General features: G+C 50.1%; 23 protein-coding genes. 1 reads left to right on the top strand and 22 read right to left on the bottom strand.

What is annotated here, in order from left to right:
- Positions 1 to 17: 17 nt before the first annotated feature.
- The 9 genes from NQZ67_RS01355 to NQZ67_RS01315 are packed head-to-tail and all read right to left on the bottom strand — an operon-like array spanning position 18 to position 10397.
- Positions 18 to 1574, bottom strand: coding sequence for a lipopolysaccharide biosynthesis protein (locus tag NQZ67_RS01355; protein ID WP_257442051.1), 1557 nt, complete (start codon positions 1572 to 1574; stop codon positions 18 to 20).
- 29 nt (positions 1575 to 1603) lie between these two features.
- Positions 1604 to 2164: an acyltransferase gene (locus tag NQZ67_RS01350; RefSeq protein WP_257442050.1), complete on the bottom strand. Its 561-nt coding sequence runs from the start codon at positions 2162 to 2164 to the stop codon at positions 1604 to 1606.
- 16 nt (positions 2165 to 2180) lie between these two features.
- The gene (locus tag NQZ67_RS01345; protein WP_257442049.1) at positions 2181 to 3347 is read right to left on the bottom strand and encodes a glycoside hydrolase family 88 protein; all 1167 of its coding nucleotides are present in this window, start codon (positions 3345 to 3347) and stop codon (positions 2181 to 2183) included.
- 18 nt (positions 3348 to 3365) lie between these two features.
- Entirely contained in the window at positions 3366 to 4556 is a 1191-nt protein-coding gene (locus tag NQZ67_RS01340) for a glycosyltransferase (RefSeq protein ID WP_257442048.1), read from the bottom strand.
- 8 nt (positions 4557 to 4564) lie between these two features.
- Positions 4565 to 5758, bottom strand: coding sequence for a glycosyltransferase (locus NQZ67_RS01335; protein WP_257442047.1), 1194 nt, complete (start codon positions 5756 to 5758; stop codon positions 4565 to 4567).
- An 8-nt stretch (positions 5759 to 5766) separates the two neighbouring features.
- The gene (locus tag NQZ67_RS01330) at positions 5767 to 6924 is read right to left on the bottom strand and encodes a polysaccharide pyruvyl transferase family protein (RefSeq protein WP_257442046.1); all 1158 of its coding nucleotides are present in this window, start codon (positions 6922 to 6924) and stop codon (positions 5767 to 5769) included.
- The gene (locus tag NQZ67_RS01325; protein WP_257442045.1) at positions 6921 to 7970 is read right to left on the bottom strand and encodes a glycosyltransferase; all 1050 of its coding nucleotides are present in this window, start codon (positions 7968 to 7970) and stop codon (positions 6921 to 6923) included. The genes NQZ67_RS01330 and NQZ67_RS01325 overlap by 4 nt, the downstream gene beginning before the upstream one ends.
- On the bottom strand, positions 7967 to 9187 hold the full coding sequence (locus NQZ67_RS01320) for a glycosyltransferase (protein WP_257442043.1): 1221 nt from the start codon (positions 9185 to 9187) through the stop codon (positions 7967 to 7969). Before NQZ67_RS01320 ends, NQZ67_RS01325 begins: the two co-directional genes overlap by 4 nt.
- A 25-nt stretch (positions 9188 to 9212) precedes the next feature.
- The gene (locus NQZ67_RS01315; RefSeq protein ID WP_257442042.1) at positions 9213 to 10397 is read right to left on the bottom strand and encodes a nucleotidyltransferase domain-containing protein; all 1185 of its coding nucleotides are present in this window, start codon (positions 10395 to 10397) and stop codon (positions 9213 to 9215) included.
- Between the two features lie 214 nt (positions 10398 to 10611).
- Between NQZ67_RS01315 and NQZ67_RS01310 the strand changes: the two genes are divergently transcribed.
- A complete protein-coding gene (locus NQZ67_RS01310) occupies positions 10612 to 11271 on the top strand; it encodes an acetyltransferase (protein WP_257442041.1) in 660 nt (219 codons plus the stop codon).
- Positions 11272 to 11278: 7 nt separating this feature from the next.
- Here the strand turns inward: NQZ67_RS01310 and NQZ67_RS01305 are convergent, their stop codons facing one another.
- The 13 genes from NQZ67_RS01305 to NQZ67_RS01245 all read right to left on the bottom strand — a co-directional run bounded on the left by NQZ67_RS01305 (position 11279) and on the right by NQZ67_RS01245 (position 25566).
- Complete coding sequence (locus tag NQZ67_RS01305) at positions 11279 to 12472, bottom strand: DegT/DnrJ/EryC1/StrS family aminotransferase (RefSeq protein WP_257442040.1); 1194 nt, start codon at positions 12470 to 12472, stop codon at positions 11279 to 11281.
- 8 nt (positions 12473 to 12480) lie between these two features.
- Positions 12481 to 13086, bottom strand: a complete 606-nt coding sequence (locus tag NQZ67_RS01300; RefSeq protein WP_306812659.1) for a sugar transferase — start codon at positions 13084 to 13086, stop codon at positions 12481 to 12483.
- A 36-nt stretch (positions 13087 to 13122) separates the two neighbouring features.
- On the bottom strand, positions 13123 to 13869 hold the full coding sequence (locus NQZ67_RS01295; RefSeq protein ID WP_257442038.1) for a glycosyltransferase family 32 protein: 747 nt from the start codon (positions 13867 to 13869) through the stop codon (positions 13123 to 13125).
- Between the two features lie 39 nt (positions 13870 to 13908).
- Positions 13909 to 14982: an EpsG family protein gene (locus NQZ67_RS01290; RefSeq protein ID WP_257442037.1), complete on the bottom strand. Its 1074-nt coding sequence runs from the start codon at positions 14980 to 14982 to the stop codon at positions 13909 to 13911.
- The gene (locus tag NQZ67_RS01285; protein ID WP_257442036.1) at positions 14963 to 15886 is read right to left on the bottom strand and encodes a glycosyltransferase family 2 protein; all 924 of its coding nucleotides are present in this window, start codon (positions 15884 to 15886) and stop codon (positions 14963 to 14965) included. The genes NQZ67_RS01290 and NQZ67_RS01285 overlap by 20 nt, the downstream gene beginning before the upstream one ends.
- A complete protein-coding gene (locus NQZ67_RS01280) occupies positions 15849 to 16997 on the bottom strand; it encodes a glycosyltransferase family 1 protein (RefSeq protein ID WP_257442035.1) in 1149 nt (382 codons plus the stop codon). Before NQZ67_RS01280 ends, NQZ67_RS01285 begins: the two co-directional genes overlap by 38 nt.
- Positions 16982 to 18145 carry a glycosyltransferase family 4 protein gene (locus NQZ67_RS01275; RefSeq protein WP_257442034.1) on the bottom strand — a complete coding sequence of 388 codons (1164 nt, stop codon included), beginning with the start codon at positions 18143 to 18145 and terminating at the stop codon, positions 16982 to 16984. Before NQZ67_RS01275 ends, NQZ67_RS01280 begins: the two co-directional genes overlap by 16 nt.
- A complete protein-coding gene (gene galU, locus NQZ67_RS01270; protein ID WP_257442033.1) occupies positions 18135 to 19022 on the bottom strand; it encodes a UTP--glucose-1-phosphate uridylyltransferase GalU in 888 nt (295 codons plus the stop codon). Before galU ends, NQZ67_RS01275 begins: the two co-directional genes overlap by 11 nt.
- A gap of 20 nt (positions 19023 to 19042) precedes the next feature.
- Positions 19043 to 20875, bottom strand: a complete 1833-nt coding sequence (locus tag NQZ67_RS01265) for a polysaccharide biosynthesis protein (protein ID WP_257442032.1) — start codon at positions 20873 to 20875, stop codon at positions 19043 to 19045.
- A gap of 87 nt (positions 20876 to 20962) precedes the next feature.
- Complete coding sequence (locus NQZ67_RS01260; RefSeq protein ID WP_257442031.1) at positions 20963 to 21631, bottom strand: CpsD/CapB family tyrosine-protein kinase; 669 nt, start codon at positions 21629 to 21631, stop codon at positions 20963 to 20965.
- On the bottom strand, positions 21621 to 22349 hold the full coding sequence (locus NQZ67_RS01255) for a YveK family protein (protein WP_257442030.1): 729 nt from the start codon (positions 22347 to 22349) through the stop codon (positions 21621 to 21623). Before NQZ67_RS01255 ends, NQZ67_RS01260 begins: the two co-directional genes overlap by 11 nt.
- Before the next feature lie 119 nt (positions 22350 to 22468).
- Entirely contained in the window at positions 22469 to 22882 is a 414-nt protein-coding gene (locus tag NQZ67_RS01250) for a helix-turn-helix domain-containing protein (protein ID WP_257442029.1), read from the bottom strand.
- A gap of 323 nt (positions 22883 to 23205) precedes the next feature.
- Complete coding sequence (locus tag NQZ67_RS01245; protein WP_257442028.1) at positions 23206 to 25566, bottom strand: glycoside hydrolase family 95 protein; 2361 nt, start codon at positions 25564 to 25566, stop codon at positions 23206 to 23208.
- Positions 25567 to 25583 lie beyond the last annotated feature (17 nt).

The raw sequence follows: 25583 nt of genomic DNA, 5'->3' as shown, positions 1-25583 counted from the left end.
CTGCATCCTCGTTAGTCTTAACTTTCGAGGGCAGCCTTTTTTGTTCGAATTCCAAACTTACCCATCATCTTCGCTAGCAACGCCAATCCGATGCGGTATAGATATTGGTATTCAGGTGTCCGGTAGAAAAGAGTCACGAGTATCAAATTTGGAACAAGCAAAGAGATTGTCGTCTTTCCGAGCAATGGAAGAAGGCCAGATTCAGGCAGGATTCCACATATCATATCGGTTAACATGACGACAGCAAATCCAATACATGCGTATAATGTATAAGTTTTAAAATACCGCAAAAGCGGCAGCTTAAATACTTTTTTAAATACCAAATAAGGAGAAACCCAAAATGGCACGGAAAGGGTGCTGATCAGCGTACCGAAAAACACGCCGGCTATGCCAAACTGCTTAACGAGTGCGATTGAAATCACAAGGTTAATAGCCGCTTCAACTATCGGTGCAAATCGGTCCTCGTGAAAAATGCCCGAGGTTGATTTCACCATATTGATAGATCGCCGCATTCCCGTAACATAAAAGTTAATTAACACAATAATAAGTACGGCTTTGCTTAGTAAAAATTCGGCACCTAGCCAGACCAAGATGAGATGATCCAAAATCGTGTATAGAACAGTCCCCAATAAGGCGTAAATCCAAAAATTAAAAAGCATCGTCGTACGGAACACTTCGTAAACGCGATCCTTGCTTTCTTTTGCGATAAGATTGCCTAGGCTATGGAGAACGTTATCAAAGACCTGATTAATAAACGTTCTGCAAATGTTGATGAACATATAATAATTGGAATAAATACCGACTGCTATGACGCTGACGAAACTGGCAATGATTATATTGTCTGTACCGAAAACAATATAGTTCCCTATGTGCTGTAAGATAGCAGCCTTTATGTTTCTAACAATAGTGGACTTTGTTTCAACATCCAACTTCTGCACATTCTTTGCCTTAAGAAAAGGATACATACGGTCTACCTTTGCAGCAAGAAATAACGAGGTAGCAATTGTAACAAATACTTCAATTAGCAAATATAAAATGAAATTTTCTGTAAGGTAAAGGATACCGATTTTTAGGCAAGTGCTAATTATGGATGAGATAGAAAACGTAATTGTGTTTATATACGTCTTTTGATTTACGTTCAACATCGATATTTTATAGGTAAATAAATAAGATACTGCAGAATTCACCACAAAGATAAGATAAATTGTTGTTACGTTATCAACGTTTGTCTGGCCAGTAATCCATGATAAAAACGGTGTAAGCGATAATCCTAGTACTAATACTACTACCGCGATAATTCGGAATGAATTTCGGTATAACCTCATTAGCGACTTAACTTTTTCGTGGTCTCCTTCGGCTACAGGCTTGTATAGCGCATAAATGATGCTTGTACCAATACCTGCTTCCGCCAGCGCGAGCATCCCGAGTATATTTGTAAATAGACCATTAATCCCAAGATACTCCACCCCAAGGATAGCTATAAACACAGTCCTGGAAATGAAGCTTAGTAGTGTAATTATAAGTTGACTGCCTATTCCTGTTGCGACATTTATCATCGAATGTTTAACTCTCATCAGTGCTCACTCTTCTCAAAACATAGTCGCTATACAATATAACCCATATTATTTTGAAGCTTTGTAATCATTTCTTGCTTTTTTTCCAATGTAGGGCATTGTGACAAAGTATAGGCTAAATCAAATTGAGGGGAAGTATTTACGGATGTAAGAAGTTTATCCTTATAATCAGATAATAGGGTGATCACTTTTGCAGGGTTTCCACCGACTATCGCACCTGCCGGTACGGATTTTGTGACTACACTACCTGCAGCTACAATTGCTCCTTCACCTACAGTTACACCTGGCATAATTATTGCTCTCGCTCCGATGAATGCATTATCTTCAATAACAACTCTACCTATTTTGGTGAACCCAACTAAGCTTTTGCTGCTTGCATCATGAGCCAACAAATATGCCTCGGGGGCAATCGTAACACTATTGCCGATCTCGATTAACCAACAATGAGAATAATCAAATACGACGCCTGGCTGTATAGAACAACCTTCCCCTACCTTCATCCCTAATCGAATATAGTCTTCGAGCCACTTCTCCTCTAGTAACCATTTTCTGATTCTTGATCTGGCAAAATTCAAAATTCTCCCTATCATCTCGCACCTCGATTAATTAGCACACGTTTGCTAATCTGATTGAGAAACCTTGTGTAAACGGTAAGATGCTAAAATGCATGGAATAGACACCTAGATCTTTGGTGTCGCCTTGCGAGAAGTCAACTGAACCATCTCGTCTTGTTACCTTCATCAAATACTCTGAAGCTTTCCTTACACCCTCGCTACAACTATCTTTTAGATCAGGTATAAGCGATGCTTGAGACAAGAACCATCCTAGTGTAGCCGTAGTCGAGGAATCCGAACGGGATTCACTCCGATTAACCGACCAATTCCAACATCCAGATGCTTGTTGATATCGTAATACAGTAATAGAGAATTTACGTACCATCTCTTGAAGGATTGCCTTAGCGTAATGAGATTCAGGCAGCTCCATCCAAGAATCAATAAGTCCGATCGCATACCAACCGAGCCCTCTCCCCCAACCAACAAGTCCGGCCGGAACACCGTTCTTGATATGATAAGCATGACCAGGTAAATAATAATTTGTGAGCATACCATATTTCTCATAGGATTCCAACTGCTTCACCGCCAACATTATACACTCTTCATTATCAAACTGAATCCCATATCTTATTAAAAAAGGGCAAATGAATCCAATAGTATCTACATATCGATAATCCCCCATATGCTTACGATATGCAACGGTCCCATCTTCTCCGATATGTGATTGAATTAATCGCCACACTTCATCGAAAGCAGGTTTATAACGCTTTTCCATATTGAACGGCAATTTCATCATGCCATATGCAAGTATTCCAACATCTATAACCTTAGGTTGCACCTTCCAATTTCCGCTCGGCTTAAAATGAGCCTGAAGGTATTTCTCGATTTCTTTTATCAACATTTCATTTGAGTTGGCCTTCAAGTATTCGGAGAGTCCAAGTAACAGAGCTGCTTCTTGCCAATGTTGTATCGCCTTTCGTGTATAGTTACCTCTTAACATATCAATTATGATAAGCCGTGACTGATCTGTAAGTTTAATAGTAGGCGTATGATTGAGCCACTTAATTCCTGTTTCGGTAATAGCATTGCTCCACTCTTGTTTTTGTTTAAACCGACCTATCCGAATTCGACCGAACCAATCCCTAAAAATTGGAATTGCATCAATTATTATGATAGCTAAAATGAGCAGCAATATCGCCATGCTTATCCACACTAGCATTTAGTTCTCCTCCATTTTTTAAGCCAACAGCTCATAAAACTTATGAATCTCGTGCTCAGTCCCGTGCGTTTCGCCTTGCAACACCTCAATGCATCTCCTGCGAAGAGCAGCATCATGGATAAATCGTTCGATTTGACTAGAGATCGCTTCAGCATGGATTTCGGCGATCAAACCGTTCCGCTCATGGGTAATCTGGTCGGCCGCCGTAGTAAAATTGGATACGACAATCGGTTTGTGAAGGATCTTCGCTTCATCGACAGCAATGGATTTCCCTTCGAAGCGGGAAGGCTGAACATATATATCGGCCATTGCAACATACGTATACGGGTTATCGCGGAGGCCTAAGAGAACAAACCGGTTTTCGAGGTTCTTTTCCGAGATCATTTGTTCCAGATGTGGGCGTTCCGTCCCTTCACCAATAACATACCAAACGACGTCCATCCCCTTATCGACCAATATCCGGCACGCTTCGATCGCCATATCAAAACCCTTCTGCGGAGCCAGCCTACCGACGGAAACGATCGTAATCTGCGATTGTTGGGGAAGCGGCGGAACGGAGGTGAAGGCCAATTTCGCAATGGCAGCTGGCGATATGATATTGTGCATGACTCTCACTTTGTGCCGGTACTCCGGAAAAACCTTCTCCAGTACGGCTCCACATTCATTCGACACGGTCATTAAATAATCCAGTTTTTTGAAAGGTTTAACATCCAAATGACGGTCCATTCCTAGCTGTTCATAATCATTATGGATGAACCCAATTTTTTTGCCTGCGCTTACTTTATCAATACAATAATACACTGGATTTTTTTCCAAATAACCAATCGCCGCATCATAGGTTTTCGGTGCGTTAGGCAATCCGTAACCCAAGAACCTCCATGCCAATTGTTCACGTCTTGCGGCGTTTTTCTCATATCGGAATACGATTCCGGCATTTAGCCTTGCAAGAGCCAAGCCCCATTTTTTTTGCTTTAAACACTCCGTCAAAGCATTCTTCAATGGCATGTCGAAGTAATTATAGGCCTTGGGCTCCTCCAGTATATTTACTTGTCCGGGAATCTGATCAAAAAACATCCCTTCCCGCTTGAAAAGCAAGAGATCGACCTCAAAACGGGAGTAGTCGATGGTTTGAAGCAGCGAAACCAAAGCCTTTTCCGCGCCGCCGCAATGCAAATGGTTCATGACGAATAATAACTTTTTCTTCTCCATGGCTTCCCCTAACCAATGACCTGATATAGTTTATGTATTTCGGACTCCGTTCCAAGATTCAATATTGATAATTGTTCGGACAATCGTTTTTTTAACCGTTGATCCTCGATGATGGCTGCCACGGCTTCGGACAGCCCCAAGGGGTTCATCTCCGCGATTAGACCATCTACTCCATCGGTAATCTGATCTCTCGCCGTGCTAAAGTTCGTAATGACGATAGGCTTATGAAGAATCTTTGCTTCATCGATGGCTATTGACTTTCCCTCGTAGCAGGAAGTCTGTACGTAGATATCCGCTTGCTGCAGATAGGGATAAGGATTCGATTTAAGCCCCAGCAATTTAAAGTGAGCTCCTATCCCCTCTTCGCTAATCCGTTTCTGCAGCTCTTCCCGCTCTTCTCCTTCGCCAATAATATTCCATTGGACGTCATAGCCTTGATCAAGCAGCAACTTGCAAGCCGATATGGCTAGTCCAAAGTTTTTATCGGGATGCAGCCTGCCTATGGATAAAATAACGATCTGATCCTTTACCCGGGAGTAGACATCATTTTTCTCGACGGCAGCCATTTTTTTGATTAACGTTGGAGACACAATATTGTAAATCACTTGAACTTTGGGTTCCTGAGCTGGGAATCTGCCTTTGAGAACATTCGCGCATTCTTCGGAAACCGTAATGATATGATCCAGCTGCTCGAAATATTTGCGATCGAATTCCGGATCCATTCCCATTTTGTCGTAATCGGTATGCACCCAGCCGATTTTATTGGAGGCGATCACTTTATCCACGCAAAAATAAATCGACGTTTTTTCCAAATAGCCAATGGCCGCATCGTATTTTTTGTTCAGCTGCTCGAGCGCGTTAGCTAGATACTGCCAGCTGGCTTGCTCCCGTCTCGCAATATTTTGCAAGGAACGATTGCGCAGCGCATACAGGAGACGGCTAATGGCCAGATGAGGCTGGCCATGAGAGAGGAACCTTTTGAGAGACGATGTCAGCGATAAGCTGAACGTCTGGAAGCTTTGCGGCAAGGGAAGCACGTTCACTTCTTTAGGCAATAGCTCCAAAAAAAGACCTTTATGGCTTAATAAAAACAAATCCACGTTAAACCTATCGTAGTCGATGTGAGAGAGAAGATTAACGAGACTTCTCTCCCCTCCCCCAGCGTCCAAGCTTGGCATGACGAACAATAAGTTTTGCTTCATAGAACACCTCAAACCAGTTCTTTAATATATTGGGCGGCTTGGCGGGACTTCGTCTGGATAGAGGGGAGCACGTTGCGAAGACGGTTCCGAATGCTCTCCTCCTCGCTTACCAACTCACGGAACGCGCCAAGAAGCTTTTTGGAATCGGACAGTTCCTTAATATCCAGTACCAGCTTCACTTCCCCGAACAAATCCTTTGCAATGCCTTTGGATTTGACGCTGTACCCTAGTACCATCGTAGGAACGCAATTGGAGTATGCCGCTATTGTCGCGTGCGTCCTCGCCCCGATGAAGAACCGCATTCTAGCGATGTAGCCTTTGTATTGCGTGGCTGTCAAATCATCCGGCAATAGAATGACTCTTCCGGTATGCCTGAACGTTTCGAATAATTCCTTCAGAATGGCATAATCATTATTGCCTTGATCAATGACATGAGGCGTTAACGCAATCGTCATATCCGTTGTATCGATAATATGCTGAATAAGGCGGATGACGGCCGTTTTGGATTCCGGATTCTTCTTCCAGACAAGAGGGCTATAGTTAATCCCGATCGTATTCCCTTGCTGCCAGCCTTTCGGAAGCGCCAGCTCCTCCTTCTCCATCGTAAAGGCGGGATCGGCTACAAGCTTGATATTTTGAAGCCCTTTTCCTTTGAGCATTTCATAGGTCAACGTCTCGCGAGTCAAGATCAGATCGAATGTCCGCAAATCCGCCAGCTTCTGCTCCGACATATCCTCCTCGCCGATCGAACAGCCCCAGAGAACGAGTTTCTTTCCTTTGGCCTTCACCCTGCGGTCGATTTCGTACCAGCCTGGCTGCTCCCCGTAACAGTAATTATCCCCGCCGATGGACATGCAGACGTCTACGTCGTCGATATGTTTGATTATATTTTGATGAATCCGGCCTAACGCGTACGACTCGTCGCGGAACAGCTTGACGCGGAGAGACGAGATGAACCAGTCGAACGAAAAACGGTGAATAGGCATCGAAGATCCGTCATAAATCCCATCAAGCAGCGGTATGACTTTGTCCGTCTCCGGCCTGCCGGATGCTAGATATACTTTGGATTCTTTTATTTTGTCTTTCAAGAGGGAAGCGGAAGACCGAACGATCGCTTCGCATCCCCGGTTTAAGCTCCCGTCATGGGCGAACATTAATATTTTCATGCCAATACCCTCCGACTCTTTCGATTTCTAAATCTGCTGTAGCCTGTAACGAGATACAATCCCCAAACAAAACGCCGCTGCATGAATAACAGAATAGTTTTATCATATCTGCCAAGGCTGGAAACGCGTTCTTTCAAATAGTAAGGCAGCGCTCTTTGCACCTCTCGATGGCTGACCATGCTGCTTACGTAGGATAGTCTCGACGCCAAACCCATTCCGTTCCCCTTGTCCAAATAGATATGAATGTTAGCCATAACACTGTGGATAAGCTTAGTGCTTTTCAGGGAGAGGATCTCTTCCTTACCCAATAATTCGTCGTATATGTGCGGGGGAGGCGTAAGGAAGACCTCCAACGCCCGTGCGAAGTAATCTTTGCCCGAAGCGTTGCGCGTCGCGCTTCCGATCGCCTCGCAATAGCGGTAACCTGCATAGTCGAGGTATCGAATACGATGCGCATGGCTCAAAAAAAGCACATTGAACATGCCATCCTCGCCTAGGGCTACGCCCCTGGGGAATTCGATGCCATGCTCTTTAATCAACGAGCGTCGATACAGCTTGTTGCATGCCGAATTCAATTCCTCCGTTTTCAAGAACAAGGGCAGCACATGCTCAAGAATATAAGGTTTTTCGAGATCCGCGTCTTGAGGCAACGGATGTTTGGTCTCGATTAAGGCTCCACTCAGCTCGCTTAGCAAATTGGAAAAAACCGCATCGCAATTCCGATCCGCCGCTGTCCGATAGAGACGTTCATACATCTCCCGCTCGACATAATCGTCAGCGTCGACAAACCCGATATATTCGCCTCTTGCCGCTTTCAAGCCGCTATTTCTGGCGACACTGACGCCTTGATTCGCCTGATTGATCAGGATGATTCGTTCGTCGTCCTGCCGGCGCTGTTCGATAATGGCACGGCTTTCGTCCATGGACCCATCGTTCACGAATATAAACTCGCATTCTTGAAGCGTCTGGGACGTAAGCGAGTCGATGCATCTAGGCAAATAATCGGCTGCATTATAGACCGGGATCACGATGCTGACCTTAATCATGAGGCGTACTCCTTTCTCTTTGAGCCCATCAGTTCATACAGCTTCCTTAGCTCATCTCGATTATGGAAGGAGTGCGCCCCGCAATACTGAGCCAATCCATGTCGGACAGCATCGTTTGAATAAAGCTCTTCAATACCGTCCGCCAGCCCTTCAACGGACAGCTCGGCGATATAACCGTCCACCCCATGATTCACTTGACTAGCAGCGGTCGTATAATTCGTAATCAGAACAGGTTTCCCCAAAATTTGCGCCTCTGTGACGGTGACCGCCTTACCCTCGTAGCGTGAAGGCTGCACATAAAGATCGCACGCCTCCATAAAAGGATAGGGATTCGTTTGTTTGCCGAGCAATATGAAGTGATCGGTCAAATTGTGCTCCGCGATCAGCCGCCTGATCTCCGCTTCGTCTCCTCCATACCCAACCACGTACCAAGCGATACGGCCATAGCCGCGCTCCCTCAGCGTTTTTAGGGCAAGAACGGCTTGATCGATGCCTTTGGCATGCGACAGTCTCGCGACCGTCAACAGCTTAAACCGGCTGTCCGTTCGCATGGGATTAACCATTTCCGCTGTCGATGCCTGTGATTGAATACTCTCCGGGGATACGATATTCTCTACCACTTTCACCCGGTCTGCTAAGGATCCGTACTTGGCCAAGAAGGCATCCCTGCATGCATCGGAAACGGCGATGATCGTGTCGAACGATTGCCACATTCGCAAGTCCATCTTAATGTCCGTATCCACCGTGGAATAATCGGTATGAATCCAGGCGATTTTTCGCTTGGCTTTCACTTTCTCCGCCACAAAGTAATGGGGCCATAAATAACTGATGGCGACGTCGTATTCAAGATTGAGCTTCGGAAGGAAAGGCAGCGCGAGCTTCCACATGAATTGTTGTTGGATATATCCTATCTCGCTTATGCTCCGCAGCTTCCCGTAGATGCCCGAGATTATTTTCGATAAAAGCCTCGTCACGCCTATTCCGTAATGCTTGCTTCGAAAAGTCTCCGCGATCGAATAACGAAAGGTAGCATATTGAGCAACCTCAGCCAGAAGGTTCGCGCGGTCAGGCAGCAAGCCCATAAAATCTCCCTGATGGCGGTAAAGCAGCAGGTCGACTTGATGATTGTCGTAATCGAATTGATTCAGCATGCCTGCAAGGCTTCTTTCAACGCCGCCAACTTCCATATCGAAAGAAGAAATTAGTAGTTTAGTCATTCCGATCTCCCTCATTTGCATCCTATCAAACAGGCAGCCTTCTCGTTTTCCGCCAAGCCCAAAGCAGCGGCCTCAGCGGAAAATAGAGAAAATGAAGCCGTTTGGGAAGAGGAAGCGTCCTGGCATCCTCCGGGAATGGATATAGAAAGCTAGCCATATACTGCAGCTTCTGCCGTTTCGACATTAACGCGAACAAATATTGTCGATGATAGCGTTCGACATCCTTCGGCAATGGCGGCGTATGAAGATTAACCATGCGTTGTATGTAGAACAGCGTATCTTCGGCCAGCCATTCCGCTTTCCTCGAGGCAAGCAGGGGCCGCATCTCCTCCTTCAGAGGAGCGGCTAACAGCCTGGCGGCAAGGAACAAGGCCTGCCCGCCAATGTTATGATAATGATGTTTTTTCAACAGGTGCGTCAGCCTCGGCCAATCTACACGCTGATTCATCAGCTTCTTAATATCGAGCAGCCAGCGCAGCCGGGACCAGCCATGTCTAGCTCCGTGGGAAACCAGAAACAGGAACAAATCCTCCCTGCCTAAATAATAAATCGGCCGGCTAATCAGCGAGCTCTTGCGCTTACGGCTCCACAGCTCGTCAAAGCTAGGTTCCTTGGAAGGGGCAGGATTGAGCCTCCAATGCACCTCCACCTTGATGCCTTTGGACGGATGATGAAAAGTCAGATGGTGATGACGCCATTTCCAGTCGTTCAGCACGGAAGAGATATAATCGTCCTTCTCGTATCCCAAGCTTATTAGCAGCTCTTCCGTCGTTTCGAGTTGACCCATCGGAACCAGCAAATCAAGATCGCATGAAGTGCGTAACGAAACGTCTCCATATAGGTCCGCCGCAATGACCGGCCCCTTTAAGAACAACGCCCGAATATCCTTATCCGCAAACCGGCTCGACAATTGCTCCATTTCGCCGCTTAACGCTAGCATTTGAAGCGTATTGCGATAGTAGTCTCTTTGAAACATGCCGGAGACGAACAAAGGAATATGCGGCGTCTTCAATTCCTGCAGCTTCAGGTGAATCGTCGGAAAGACTCGGTGGTGCCTAGCCAATTCTATAAAAGCATGCCAGTCGATTTCCTGAAGCAATTCCCATTGCTCAAAGGTCAGCTCCGACCCTTCTTCCATTTCTAACATGGCAAGCAAAAGGCGAAGTTCCTGCGAAAAATTCCCGATATGGAAGCTAACATCACTTATCATGACGATCTCCTTCATTCGCATAAGCAAATAACGAACAAATTTATAATTTCGTTCTATAAAACGAACACAGATAAAGAGTATCATCCCGATTTTGTTCTGTCAATTGATTTCCGACATCTTTTTCAATAACAATATAATCGCGGGATGATCAACATTTGCACGCCCTTATGCTAGAATAAAGCTGTTCCTTATTTCGAACAGCAGGAGCTGATTTATGGTGAAGAACATTATCGTATTCGGAGCCGGCGGCCATGCCAAAACCGTAATCGATACATTGGAAAAGCAAGGGCTTTACCGGATTGCCGGACTTCTGGACGGTGGCAAGCCTGCCGGCTCGGTCATATATGGTTACGAGGTTCTAGGGAATGAAGAATGGTTGGCCGATCGCGCCGGCGAGATAGAAGGCGCCATCGTCGCGATCGGCGATAATTGGCGGAGAAGCCAAGTGGCAGATGCTATTCGTTCTCTTGCACCCGATCTGCCGTTTGTCTCGGCCATTCATCCGGCTGCCCATATAGCAAGAGGAGCCCGCATAGGCGCAGGCTCGGTCATTATGGCTGGCGCCGTTCTGGGCAGCGACGCCGAATTAGGTGAACATGGCATTATGTACCCGGGAGCCTCCATCGATCATGACTGCCGGATCGGCCGATTCGTCAGCTGGGCGCCAAGATCCGTTTCAGGCGGAAATGTTACCGTCGGCGACTTTTCGGCTATTGCCATCGGCGCCGTCCTTATCCATAGTGTGACGGTTGGCGAACATTGCGTCGTCGGCGCCGGCTCCACCGTCATTCGGTCCATCCCTTCCAATACCGTCGCATTTGGCACGCCGGCTAAACCCGTACGGGAGAGAGAACACGGCGAGCGATACCTGTAGACCGGTATTATCGCAAACTTATGGATTCCTGAGCAAACGGTGAAGCGAAAATAGCTTGAACAATATCGATCACACGGTCCTGCTCCTCCTCCGTCAGCGAAGAACCGGAAGGTAGGCATAGGCCTCTGCCGAACAGCTCCTCGCACACGGCCGTGCCATCAATGAAATGCGCGAAGAAGGTAGTCCCTTCGAACAAGGGCTGGAGATGTAACGGCTTCCATAACGGACGAGCTTCAATGTTCGCATTTTCCAATTCCGCCAGCAGGCAGTCGCGAAGCTGCTCCGTTTCCCCGCGATTAATCGTCATAGCGGTTAACCAACGATTCGATCGCGTTCCCGGAAGTTCGGGCATGAATTCAATGCCATCCATCCCGCCAAGAGCTTCGGAATAACGACGGAATACGTTCCGTCTGGCAGCTACTCTCTCCTCCAGCACTTCCAGCTGCGCTCTTCCTACGCCTGCCAGCAGGTTGCTCATTCTATAGTTGTAGCCCATTTGGCTGTGCTGGTAATGACGGGCGGCATCCCTGCCTTGCGTCGCCAGAAACTTCGCCTTGCCAAGAGCCTCGGTATCATCCGATATCAGCATGCCTCCGCCGGAAGTTGTTATGATCTTATTGCCGTTGAACGAGAATACCCCGAACTTCCCGAATGTGCCGCTTTGGCGTCCCCTATAGGTGGAGCCTAATGATTCGGCGGCATCCTCGACTAGAGGCACCCCGTATTTTTCGCATAATCCTATTATTTCTTCCATTTTGGCCATGCCGCCGTACAGATGAACAACGAGCACGGCTTTCGGCAAAGATCCGCTCGACGCCGCTTCTTCAAGCGCTCGGCCCAGTGCTTCAGGCGACATATTCCAGGTTTCGGGCTCCGAATCGACGAAGACCGGCTCCGCGCCTAAATAACGGATCGGATTGGCGGTCGCAACAAACGTAAAGCTTTGGCAGATAACCCGATCTCCTTCGCCGACTCCCAGAAGCTTCAGAGCGAGATGAATGGCCGCCGTTCCCGAGCTTACCGCCGCCGCGCCGCGCGAACCGGCATAGCTTGCGAGCTCGGTTTCGAAAGCGTCGACATGGGGACCGATAGGGGCAATCCAATTCGTCTCGAACGCTTCGTTTATATATTGCTGCTCGTTACCGCTCATGTGCGGCGGAGATAGATAGATTTTGTTCCGTTTAGCTTGCTGCGCTGACATGTAAAACCTCATCCTTCCTGATTGCGAGTCGTCCCTTCGAACACGGGCATCGTTATATGGGCTCCGTTACTTACTCCATCAGAGGTCACCACTTTTTTGAGCGTCATGAACAATATTTTCATATCGAGCAAGAAGCTCTGGTTCTTCACATACCAGACATCCCGCTCGAATCGTTCTTCCCATGTCACCGCATTTCTTCCGTTCACTTGCGCCCAACCTGTGATCCCCGGTTTTACCAGATGACGCTTCGATTGTTCTTCGGTATATAGGGTCAGGTAATCCATAAGGAGCGGGCGGGGACCGACTAAGCTGATGTCACCTCTTAGGACATTCAAGAGCTGCGGAAGCTCGTCGAGGCTGGTCTTGCGAAGCAGAATGCCAAACGGGGTGAGCCGAAGATGATCGGATAACAGGTCGTCGTTCGCGTCCCGCTCATCGGTCATGGTGCGGAATTTGAACAAATAAAAAGGTTTGCCGTGCAAACCCGGCCGCTTTTGCTTGAACAGAACGGGCGTCCCCAGCTTGAATCGCACGAGGAGCCAGACGATGATCATAACAGGAAAAGTCACGAGTAGAAGTATAATGGCAACGGACAAATCGAATAAACGTTTCAGCATGATTCTATCCCCTATTTCTCTCTTTTGGCCTTCTTAAGAGTTCGGAGCCAACAGCTTCCTCATCCGCGAGATGACCCTTGGACCGACGACTTTACTTGCCATACGTTTCATGTTGCTCTTCACTCTTACGTGGAGGGGCAGCCAGGACTGGGCAAAGTGATGGATGGTATAGCTTTCGCCCGTTATATAATTGCCTCCATTGATATAATCGTAAGGACTGAAATATTGTCTCGGGTAAAATACGACGCCGTTTTTCAACGTCTGTTGCGTACCGTTCAAGTTGAGGCCTTCCGCCTCGCATAGTTTGGAGATAACGGCCGTGTTGGTCGTCGTATCATAGGTACCGTCTGGCTTCTTGAACACCCGGTCCTCGTAATCCTCCAGCAGCATGGCGATCCAAGGATGCTTCGGCATAGCCCCCATCGTTCCGGATTGCAGGTAACGTTCGTCCTCGAAGCCCGTGAACGCGTCATGATGGAGCAATGGATTTAATGTTTTCAGTACCTCCACGTCCGTATCGAGATAAATCCCGCCGTGATGGTAAAGCGCGTAAAGCCTGACATAATCGCTAACGAAGGCAAATTTGCGAGCCTCATAGGCTTCCTGGACATAACGGTTACTGCCGATGTCGAAGTTATCTTCGTTCCATTCCACAAACTTGTAGTCCGCCAGATGCTTGTTCCAGCTCTTGATGCAATTTGTCATGATCTTCGGCTTCTCTCCCCTGCCGAACCAGCAATAATGGATGATTTTCGGTATCCGTTCCGCGGTCAACTTCATCGCCCTCTCATGAATAGGAGACTATTCCATTCCATTTTGTTAGAATGGCCATTTAAGATAATCACTTGTGTAGTTAATATCCAACACAATGACATTCTCATAGAAAAAATAGATAAAAAACAAACAGACGATAATAAAATAAACAAATCGCTGATCCTTCTCCCGGAACAACTTGACTAACCAGCCAATCAAGATGAGCTGATATAAGTTAAAGTAAATGCTAAGCCTCGCGAAAATCCAGTTCTGGGTAGCGATAATCATTAAAATAGTAGATACGATCGATAAATTAACGAAGACGTCGCCTGTCGGAAATACCGCTCGTAATCTCTCTCTCCCCATAAAGGCAATTAAAAGCGGCACCAGACCGACCAGAACCCGCACGATATTTGCTCCGCCCTCCTGGAATTCCTGATAATGACCGTATTGGGTATCGGCTATTGCAGCGAAAAGGATATCCGAGAAGTAGTTGTACCCCAGGACAATAATAATAGCGACAGTCAGATAGATCATGGTTACTCGTGTCCAAGCCTGACGGCGTACAACGAAGTAGATAGGAATCATAATCAACGCACTTTGATGAAACAAGGATGCGAATATTACTAACAGCATATATGGCTTCCAGCGGCCTTCGACAAGAAATTTCGTACCGGCGAAGATGATCGCTGCAGCTAAATACTGCCTCAGACCGTTCATGGATACGATAAATGCTCCCGAGGTAATGTACACAAACAAACTAATTTCGAACAGTCTCGAGTAGCTGTACATGACGCTTACAATCAAAATATTCGTAACAAGTGCTGTAATGGCGATTAATATTTGAGGATCGCTTGTAATTTGCTGGAGCAACAACTGCATAATGTTAAAAGCCACGTCTTTACGCTCAAAGACAGTTTCCCATGTAAGCCGATCGACCTGATAACCATGCATATACAGGAAGGTATCGCCGATATTGTTGCGTAGACCAGCTACAATTACGAGCGTAACGGCAGCAAGCCCCGCCGCAAATTTATTCGGTTGTATGGGAAGGTGTCCTATTACAGCAGGCACTGAGAAATACCTTGCCATAAAACCGAAAAAAGTAACGGCTGCAAGACTAGCCCACAGAATAGTCATTTGTTCTACCTCTCGGGTTGATAATCTCTTTTGTTTTCCTTCGAATATACCAATATAGCAGAAATCCGGGCGGAGCCGCTGCAAGTGTTAACCATTTCCTGGGGGACTCGGAAAGCCATTTGATATTTTTGGATAACATACAGCTTGAGACATAATGAATAGCCTGCTTGTATTTAAAGGTTAAGCTTGCTAAAGGCGACTCCATTAATGCCACACGATAAAAAGCAAATCCCTTCGGATTGCGGACATATTGCTTGAGCATGTTGCGCGAGGAACCGTCCTCCATATACTCCACGACGCATAATACTTCATTAAGCAACAGCAAGGGGTACCGCTCATCCAGCTTATAATATTTGTAAGCCAATCCTACATAGCGCTCATCCTGAAACAAGGGATATGGGAACTCCCTGGTCAAGCTGGAACGGTACACAAGCTTCTTATCTCCAGTCACACCGTGCGTTTGATAAAGATCGAATAAGGTAGACTGTTTAAGGTTCTCGGGCAGCTTGGTCCCGATGATCCGGCCGTCCTTATATGCATCTAAGGCGACGAAGCCGCTGACGTCTTCCCTTCGATTGCGGCTCCAGAAGTCAATAATCGTCTCGACTGCCTTATCCGGCATATAGTCGTCGGAATCAATGCACACGTTCAACTCGGTGTCGATGTGCTCATACGCCGTATTGTGCGCGCCGTGCATACCTTGATTCTCCTGCTTGATGTATCGAATTGAAACTATGCCTTCCGATATCCATCTCTCTACCAACTCGCGCGTATTATCGGTAGAACCATCATCGACGATGAGCCATTTAAAGCCTTTATTCGTTTGTCTTTTTAAACTCTCGTAGAGCTGCCCCAGACAATAGGCTCTATTGTACGTTGGCGTAAACACGGTTAGCATGCTCAAGCTTCACCTCTTGCTGTTCATAATAATAGCGCTGCAGCCATTCGGCAGTGGCTTTGATGTCATAGCCTCGTTCCGCAAGCGATTCACTTGCCTGCTGACGCCCGTTCGCGGGGTGAACTTGGAGCAAGGTATCGACGTATTCATTCGGCGACTTATTCGAAATAAACGTCATTCGCCCGATTCCTAAATCGGCCTCCTCCGAAACGGTATCCGATACGAGACAGGATAGCCCGGCAGCCTGCGCTTCGATCAGCGTGACGGGAAGCCCTTCGTGATGGGACGGGAATACAAACGCGTCGAATGCTTGTAGCAATTCGTCCACGTCGGACCGAACACCCAGAAACTTCACCTTTGCCGCGATCCCCAACTGATTGGCCTTTTGTTCCATCTCCCGTCTTAAAGGTCCGTCGCCGGCAAGGAGCAGCACACTGTCCGGTTTCCGCGATTGAAGCGAATAAAAAACGTCAAGCAAGAGCGCATGGTTTTTCTGGTGATTGAATCTGCCCACATGGCCGATCGCAAACGAATGCTCAGCGATTCCCAGACGATCTCGGGTCGCTCTTCGCACGGATTCCGAAAAAGCAAATCGCTCCGGATCCACTCCGTTCTTCAGTATGACGGCTTCCTTTTTCTTCACTGGAAACAGCCATTCGGCAGCCTTGTTCGAGCAAGCGAAGCGATGGGTTGCGCTGCTGCCAATGAAGAGGCCAGCATAATATTTATACAGCCTGGCGGCGATTCCGCCCTCGCTTCTCGTATTGTGACTATGGGCAATTCGGATCGGAATTCCCGCTTTCCTGGCGGCTCGCAGCAATGGCCCGCTCATGCGGTCCATATGCGAATGCACGATTGGATAGTCGGCATGCCTTCGAAAGTAATCCGTTAATCCTCGCAAGTAGCCGGCGTGACCGGCCTGATCGATGTACGGAATTCGATGAATGCGGCCCCCGAGCTCGCGAATTTCATCATCAAACACCCCTTCTTTGCAGGTTAGAAAATCAAATTGGATGTTCTCTCGATCGATATGCCGATAGAGATTCATGAGAAGCGTCTCCGCTCCGCCTCTATTCATGTTGACCACGGCGTGAAGTACTCTTATAGGGCGTTCCACTGCAACCTCTCCGTCCCTTCCATCCGATCCTCCATCATCGGCTTATAAAGTTCCCTCAGCTCCTCCTGCACGCGGTCCAGCGAGTAGCCCTTGACGCGCTCGTGGCCGGCGGCGCCCATGCGGGAGCGGGTTTCGCGGAAGCGGTGAAGCAGCAGCAGGCGGCTGGCGAAGGAATCGACGTCGCCCGGCTCGACGATGAAGCCGGTGGCGCCCTCCGCGACGAGCTCCTCGTGGCCGCGGTTGCGCGTGGCGACGACCGGGAGGCCGCTCGCCATCGCTTCCATAATGTTCAGCGGCAGCCCTTCGCGCAGGCTGGCGGATACGGCGACATCGCACATCGGGATCAGCTGCTTCAGATCGTCCCTGTAGCCGAGGAAATCGATCTGCGGAGCAACTCCGAGCTGCGCCGCAAGCGCGCGGCACTCATCCTGCAAGGGGCCGCGCCCTGCCAGGAGCAGCCTCGCTTCCGGCATTTTATCCTTCAGCTTCGCTAGGGCGCGAATGAGCAGCTCGTGATTTTTGTTCGCGTTGAACTCGGCCGCGTAGATCATGAGAAAATGCTGCGGCGAGTAGTTAAAAGGACTCCGCGCCAGCCGTTTCTCCTCCGAGGACATAGGCGCGTACAGCCCCGTATGAACGCCTACACCATGAACATGGTGGATCGATCCGGCGCGGAAGCCGCTTGCGACTGCGCGGCGATAGTCTTCGCCGTTAATCGTGATGAGACTGTCCGTCACAGCCGCCAGCAGCTTCTCGACTGGGTAATAGAGCATCCAGTTGAGCAGCGGCGCGCCTTTGTAGAAGTGGAAGCCGTGCGCGGTATAGATCACCTTCGTGCCTTGCCGCCTCGCGCCACGAGCCGCGAGACGAGCGAGTGCGCCGCCCATCGGCGTGTGGCAGTGAATGATGCTGTAATCCTCCGTATCAATGATGGACTTCAGCATCCGATAAGCCTTTACGTTTTCCTTCTTCAGCGGCGAACGCTGAATCGGGAGGTTGAATTTGCGGTCGACGTTCGGCAGCTCGAGCTCGCCTTGGGCCGCAACGTGCACTTCCCACCCCTGCTTCCGGAACCATTCCATGACGGGCAGATGGAACGCCTTGAAGTGATAGTCGACCGTCGCGCAAAATAAAATTTTACGCTTCATGGCCGACGGTATCCCTTTGCAGAATTTTATTCAAATAGTCTAGGAGCTCGTAGCGCAGATCGTCGCGCTGAAGCGCGAATTCGATCGTCGTCTGGATGAAGCCCATCTTCTCGCCGACGTCATATCTTTTCCCTTCGAACTCGTACGCGAATACGGCGCGCGAACGGTTGAGCGCGGCTATCGCGTCCGTCAGCTGGATCTCCCCGCCGGAGCCCGGCTCTTGATTCCCGAGAATGTCGAAGATCTCCGGCGTCAGAATGTAACGTCCCATAATGGCCATATTGGACGGCGCCTCTTCCCTAGCCGGCTTCTCGACGAGCGTATGGATCCGATGGAATGACGGCTCCATGACCATTCCGTCGACGATGCCGTATCGCGGCACCGCCTCCTCCGCCACGCGCTGAACGCCGATTATGGACGATCCGTACTGCTCATACTTTTCAATCATTTGCCTCAAGCAGGGCTTCTCGGCCGCGATGATGTCATCGCCCAGCAGGACGGCGAACGGCTCGTCGCCGATGAACTTCCTTGCGCACCAGATCGCATGGCCTAGGCCGCGCGGCTCCTTCTGCCGGATGTAGTGGATGTCGACCATATCCGACGACTTCCGCACCTCCTGCAGCAGCTCGAACTTGCTTTTCGAAGCAAGGATTTGCTCCAGCTCCATCGAATTGTCGAAGTGATCTTCGATCGAGCGTTTCCCCTTGCCTGTTACGATAATGATGTCCTCAATACCGGACTCGATCGCTTCTTCCACGATATATTGAATCGTCGGCTTGTCGACGATTGGCAGCATTTCCTTCGGCATCGCCTTCGTCGCGGGCAGGAACCTTGTGCCGAGACCCGCCGCGGGAATAATCGCTTTTCTAACCTTCATCTCTCATCCGCTCCTCTTCTTTAACCGGTTACCGATGCGAGCTCCGACCTTGCGCTAGGGACGATGTGGTTGCCCAGATCCAGCAGCCTGACCTTCAGCTCCGCTTGATTCATCCCGGGGAAGTCCGCGATAAGCGCCTCGATCTCTTCGTAGAAGATTGCCGAGGCTTTCCCGATGTAGATCTTCGGATACACCTGCTTCTCCATCACTTCGTCGGCCTTGAGCATTTCCTCGAACAGCTTTTCTCCCGGCCGGATGCCCGTATATTCGATGCCGATCTCGTCGACGGCAAAACCCGACATCCGGATGACGTTCTGCGCCAGCTCCGTGATGTTGACGGGTTCTCCCATGTCGAGCACGAAGATTTCCCCGCCTCGGGCCAAAGCCCCTGCCTGGATGACTAGGCGGGATGCTTCGGGAATCGTCATAAAGTAGCGAACCATGTCGGGGTGGGTCACCGTTACGGGACCGCCCTTCGCGATCTGCTTCTTGAACAGCGGAATGACGCTCCCTCTGCTTCCAAGCACGTTCCCGAATCGAACGGCCACGAACTTCGTGTTGCTGCTGACCCGGTCCATATGCTGGATAATCATCTCGGCGACCCGCTTCGTCGCGCCCATGACGCTGGTCGGATTGACCGCTTTGTCCGTCGAGATCATAACGAACGTTTCGACGCGGCTCTTGCTAGCCGCTCTGGCCGCATTCAGCGTGCCAAGCACGTTGTTTTTGAACGCTTCCTCCGGGTTGCGCTCCATGAGCGGCACATGCTTATGCGCCGCCGCGTGGTACACCACGTGCGGACGATGAAACATCATAACCGCGTTCATTTTGTCAGCATCCTGAAGATCCGCGATTTCGGTGTAGAACTTAATGTTAGTGTCTTTGAACGTCTCCTTCAGCTCCATCTCGATCGCGTAGATGCTGTTCTCGCCATGGCCCAGCAGCACCAGCTTCTCCGGAAGGAAACGCGAAATTTGGCGGCATACCTCCGAGCCGATCGAGCCTCCTGCCCCGGTCACGAGCACGACCTTCTGGGTGACATATTCCGAGATGCTCTCGATGTCGAGCTCCACGGGCTCGCGCCCCAGCAAATCCTCCACCTGCACGTCGCGGAATTGGGTAACCGAGATCCGGCCCGTCGCCAAATCTTCAAGCCTCGGGATGATCTGCGTTTTTGCGTTTGTTTTCGCGCACTCGGTGTAAATGGCATATAGGCCTTTTTTACTGAGGGACGGGATCGCAATGACGATATTGTCGATATCGTGCTCGCGTACCTTGGACACGATGCTGGATACGCCGCCCGCTACCGGAATGCCCATAATATCGAGCATATGCTTGTTCGCGTCGTCATCGACGAACGCCACGGGGTATAGCTCCGTCTCCGAATTGTTCATCAGCTGCCGAGCGAGCATAATGCCCGCAGATCCGGCTCCCACAATAAGCGTGCGCTTCCGCTTGCCGCTTTGCTTGTTGAACCTGCCCCGCAGGACGCGCCAGCATAACCGGGACCCGCCTATCAACAAAATATGGAGCATCCACGTGACGGCGAGCAGCTTAAGCTCCACCTTTCCCCCGGACAGCCCTTGCGCTAGTCCGGTCAACAGGAACGACAGCCCTACCGCCTTGGCGATAATAAGCAGCTCGCCGACACTGGCATACTCCCACGCTTTCTTGTACAGCTTGAAATAGAAGAAGAAACAATGATGAAAAAACAGCAGCGCAGCCGCGAGCATATAGAACGACGCGTTCCACTCCGATGGTGACGCCAGCAGCCAGCTGCTTGCGGATATAGCCGATAAAACGATAGCCGAATCGAGCATCGCGAGTAAGGCAAGCCTGCTTCGGTAAGTCATGACGAACTCATCCTTTCTCCTGGTACGCTTTGCGTGTGCTTTATAAAGAACATTTTGGCCGAAAAAAAGACGTTATCCGATGAACCATCATCTAACGTTCTTTTGATTAAGAATCGCGCCTATAATGTTTGCTCCTGCAAAGGATAACGCTTGCTTCGCTTCCAGGGCCTTGCCGTGCGTCGTTTTGCCGCAGCGGAGCAGCAGCACGACGCCGTCGCATTTGTTGACGAGAGCGTTCGTGTCCGGCGCCGACAGAACGGCAGGACAATCGAAGACGATGCGGTCATACTTCGAGCTTAATTGAAGCAGCAGTTGTTTCATCGTATGGGAGTCCAGCATGTCGGCGGAATTCGCGTGCGTAATCCCGCTTGTCAGCAAGTCCAGACCTTCGACTTCGGTTGACTGCGCCGCGTCCGAGAATTCCATCTGATGCGTGAGCACGTTGGACAAGCCAGGCGAGATCGGAGAACTGAACACTTTGTGGAGCATCGGCTGGCGGAAATTGGCGTCGACTAGCAGGACCCGTTCTCCCCTTTGCGCCATACTGATCGCCAGGTTAACGGCTGCGGTCGATTTGCCGTCTCCCTCGGTAGGAGAGGTTACGATTAGGGAACGGATCGATTTTCCGTCCGAAGCATATTGAATGTTGTTGCGAATCGTCCGGTACTGCTCCGCGATTTTGTTCGATGGATTTATGTATGCGATCAAGCTGCGGCTTACGGTCTTTTTGGCGACTTTCGCTTTCTCACGAACCAATCGTCTCACTCCTCATCAATCCAGGTTTTAGTTTCTTGGCGGGAACCGATGTGTGGCGGCGCTTCATCTTCGACACTTGACCCAGCATATTCAGGCCGAGCAGTGCTTCGACATCGTGTTCGGTCCGGATCGAATCGTCGAGCGATTCTAGCAGGAACGCAAGGCTAATGCTCAAGATCAGTCCGACTACGAATGCGACATAAACGATCGTGTTGCTCTTGACGTTAATCGGGGACGGTTCTGCCTCGGCTTCGGTAAGAAGCCGTATGCTGCTGACGCCGAGCGTATCGGCCGCCACGCTCTTGTAGACGCCGACGATCGCATTCGCGATATTCGCCGCCCGCTCCGGATTAGTGTCCAGCACGGAAATTACCGTAATCAACGATCCGTCCACGCTGTCTACCCGGACTTGGCTGCGGAGCTGGCCTGGCGAGCTGTTCAGTCCCAAATCTTGAATAACTTGATCCAGCACGATCGGTTCGCGTACTAGCGCCCTGACCGTCGGCATCATATCGTTGCTTGCCGCGATAATGACGCGAGATGAGGACGCGTAAATATTCGGCTCGGATTGCGAGTTATAGATGAATCCGAGTCCCGTCAGGATGACGGTAATCAGGACGATCAGCCAAAGCTTTCTCCTTAATATATAGAACAATTTTCGGAGGTCGATTTCTTTATTTTTGGTCAACGCAAAAGCTTCTTTTCTGCTGGTTTCCATTCATACACCTGCTAACTTGTTTGTTATAAAGAACACTATAAATCAAGTTTAGTTCTTTATATAGAACGTGTCAATACACTTTCATGATCTTTTTTTGTAAACGGTTGTAATTCCTTCATCTAGTTATCAATATGCAAAATAATAATATTCGATTTCTTATGGCTGTCATATTGAACGTAATCCTTCTGTCTGCCGCGTTCCTCTCTCCACTTATTAGAACGCACCAATTCCTTAAGCGCCCGGAAATCGCCTTTGCTCATGCCTTCGTCCACGGCGCTCCTGATGATCGAATGCCATTCTTCGTCCAGCACCTCATCCACCCTCACCTTCGGCGAGAGATCTTCTCCTAACAAAAACTCTATATTCGTATCCAGGTGGAAGGCGATCTTCGCCAGTACCTGCAGGGATGGGTTATTCTGAACGTTTCGTTCAATGTAGCTGAGATAAGATTTCGAGACGCCGGCGAGATCCGCCAGCTTCGTAATGGAGTAGCCTTTATCTTCCCTTAATTGTTTAATCCGTTCTCCTATCATACTATTCTCCTTACGCCAGATTAGATCCGTTTCCTTTTCTCCTACGTCACGCGACACTCCTTCGAGTTTCAAATAACGGACAATAACTATATTTTAGTTCTTTAAAAAGAACAGGTCAATACAAGATAGAATAACATCTTTATGAAAAATCACTCATAATCATTCGATATAGTGAACAACACTACATACCATCCGTTCACAACTATTTCAAACCGGAAGTACGGCTTGCACAATCCTTACAGATATTCGCGTGGAGGTTCGCGGAGGCTGCATGACAAAAAAGCACCTTGTCGTCATTGCAATGACGACAAGGTGCTTCAGATTCATTTCGATCTAACCACATACGTAACGCCCGCCTTAGCGCGGAACCTAACACCGCCCTCTACAGGCTCTGCCTCGACGCCTTCAACGGAAAGCATGCCTGAACCGCTGCTACTACGAACAACGCACCAGCCGCCACGCGTCGCGGCGATATGCGCCTCAACCAGCCTGCCGCCCTTCCATGCTAGGCCGACGGTATAGCCGCCTCTCGCTCGAAGGCCGCTGACGCTGCCATTCTCCCAAGCGCCAGGCAGCGCGGGCAGCAGATCGATCCCGCCGAGATGGCTCTGGAGGAGCATCTCCGCTATGCCGGAAGCGCCGCCGAAGTTGCCGTCGATCTGGAACGGCGGATGATCGTCGAACAAGTTCGGGTAGGTCGAACGCGACAGCAGCGTCTGGACGAACTTATACGCCGACTCTCCGTCGCCAAGACGGGCGTACAAGTTGATGAGCCACGCGCAGCTCCAGCCCGTATGTCCCCCTCCCTGCTTAATGCGCGCTTCAAGGGACTTCCTTGCCGCTTCGGCCAGCTCCGGCGTTTCCTGCGGCGTAATCGCGCTGCCCGGGTAGAGGCCGTACAGGTGCGAGACATGGCGATGGCCGGGCTCGGCCTCCACGAAGTCCTCACTCCATTCCCGAAGCCTGCCGTCCGGTCCGATCCCCGGATCAACCAAACGCTCCTTCGCCTCCGCCACCTTTGCCGCCCAGTCCTTATCGATACCTAGCACTCGGGTTGCCTCGATGCAATGGCCGAACAGCTCGCGGATCATCGTCATGTCCATCGTAGATCCCGCGGAAACGCTGCACGCTTCGCCTTCGTCCGTCAGGAACTTGTTCTCGGGCGAAGTCGACGGCGCCGTTATCAGCTTGCCATCCGGCGACTCGACAAGAAAGTCGAGACAGAACACGGCCGCGCCTTTCAGCAGCGGATAAGCCGTTTCGCGCAAGAAAGCTTCGTCAACCGTATACAAGTAATGCTCCCACAGATGACGGCTCAGCCATACGCCGCCCATCGGCCAGAAAGCCCAGCTTGCATCCCCCGCGCTCGGTCCGGACATGCGCCATAGATCGATGTTATGATGCGCGGTCCAGCCTTCGCACCCGTAATGGATGCGGGCGGTTCTCGCTCCATGCTCGCTTAAATCACGGATAAGACCGAATAACGGCTCATGGCACTCGCTGAGGTTCGCCACCTCCGCATGCCAATAGTTCATTTCCGTATTGATATTCGTCGTATAGTTACTGTTCCATGGCGGCTCCATATGCGGATTCCACACGCCCTGCAGATGGGCGGGCTGCGTCCCCGGTCTAGAGCTTCCCATTAGCAGATATCGGCCATATTGGAAATAAAGGGCCTCCAGCTGCGGATCCGGTTCTCCCGTTTGATAAGCCTTAAGCCGTTCGTCCGTGGGCAGCAAGGACGTTTCGGTTGCTCCAAGCTCCAGATCGACGCGACCGAACAAGCGGGCATGATCCGCGGCATGACGGTCGCGGAGCTCGTCGTATGACGATGCCGACGCTGCGTGCAGCGCTTCCACGCATGACGAACGAACGGCATCGGTCCCCCCGCTCGGCATTTGATCGTAGCCGGCAAAATCAGTGGCCGCTGCCAGCAGTACGGTAACGGCCGTCGCCCCCGTTACGAGAACCCGCCCCGACTCGCTCCGGGCGGCTCCTCCTTCGTTCTTGACGTTCAGCACGACGCCAAACGTCAAGCCGCGGCCTTCTTCGTACAAGATGGATTGCGGATGGTCGCCGCGGTAATTGTCCGCGATATGGGCCGGCGCGTTCCCGTACATGGCAAGCTTCGCGGCCCCCTCACTCGCAACCGCATGCTTAAGCGGCGAATCGATCGCGACAGACAAATCCGGAAGTAAGCCTTGCTCCGCTTCATAGCGGACAACGAGTACTTGATCGACCGCGCTCGCGAATACCTCTCGCTTGATTCTTGCATTCCCTCTTTGATATGTAACGGAGGCTATTCCGGTGTTCAGATCCAGCGCTCTCCTATAATTCGATGTTCCCTCCGCGCCGAGCTCCTCTACTTTCAAGTCGCCAAGCGGTTGATAAGACTCCGTATTCCGGCTCAGCATGCCTGCGTTAATCATCCGTTCCGCTTCCGAATAGTTGCCGGCGAAGATCAATTCGCGCGAACGCTTCAGGAAACGAAGGGCATTATAATTTTGCGTATCTCTCGGGTAGCCCGACCATAGCGTGTCCTCGTTCAGCGCGATCCGCTCCTCGCGTTCGCCGCCGTACACCATGCCGCCGATTCGGCCGCTGCCTACTGGCAAAGCTTCCTCCCAACGGCCCGCAGGCTGCTTGTACCACAGCCTCCAGTTTTCCTTCCGATCCGCGTTCATATTCGCACTCTACCTCC

The organism is Paenibacillus soyae (genome assembly GCF_024623455.1).
In the GTDB taxonomy this organism is placed as follows: Bacteria; Bacillota; Bacilli; order Paenibacillales; family Paenibacillaceae; genus Pristimantibacillus; species Pristimantibacillus soyae.
This window is presented reverse-complemented; position numbering and strand designations above follow the sequence as displayed.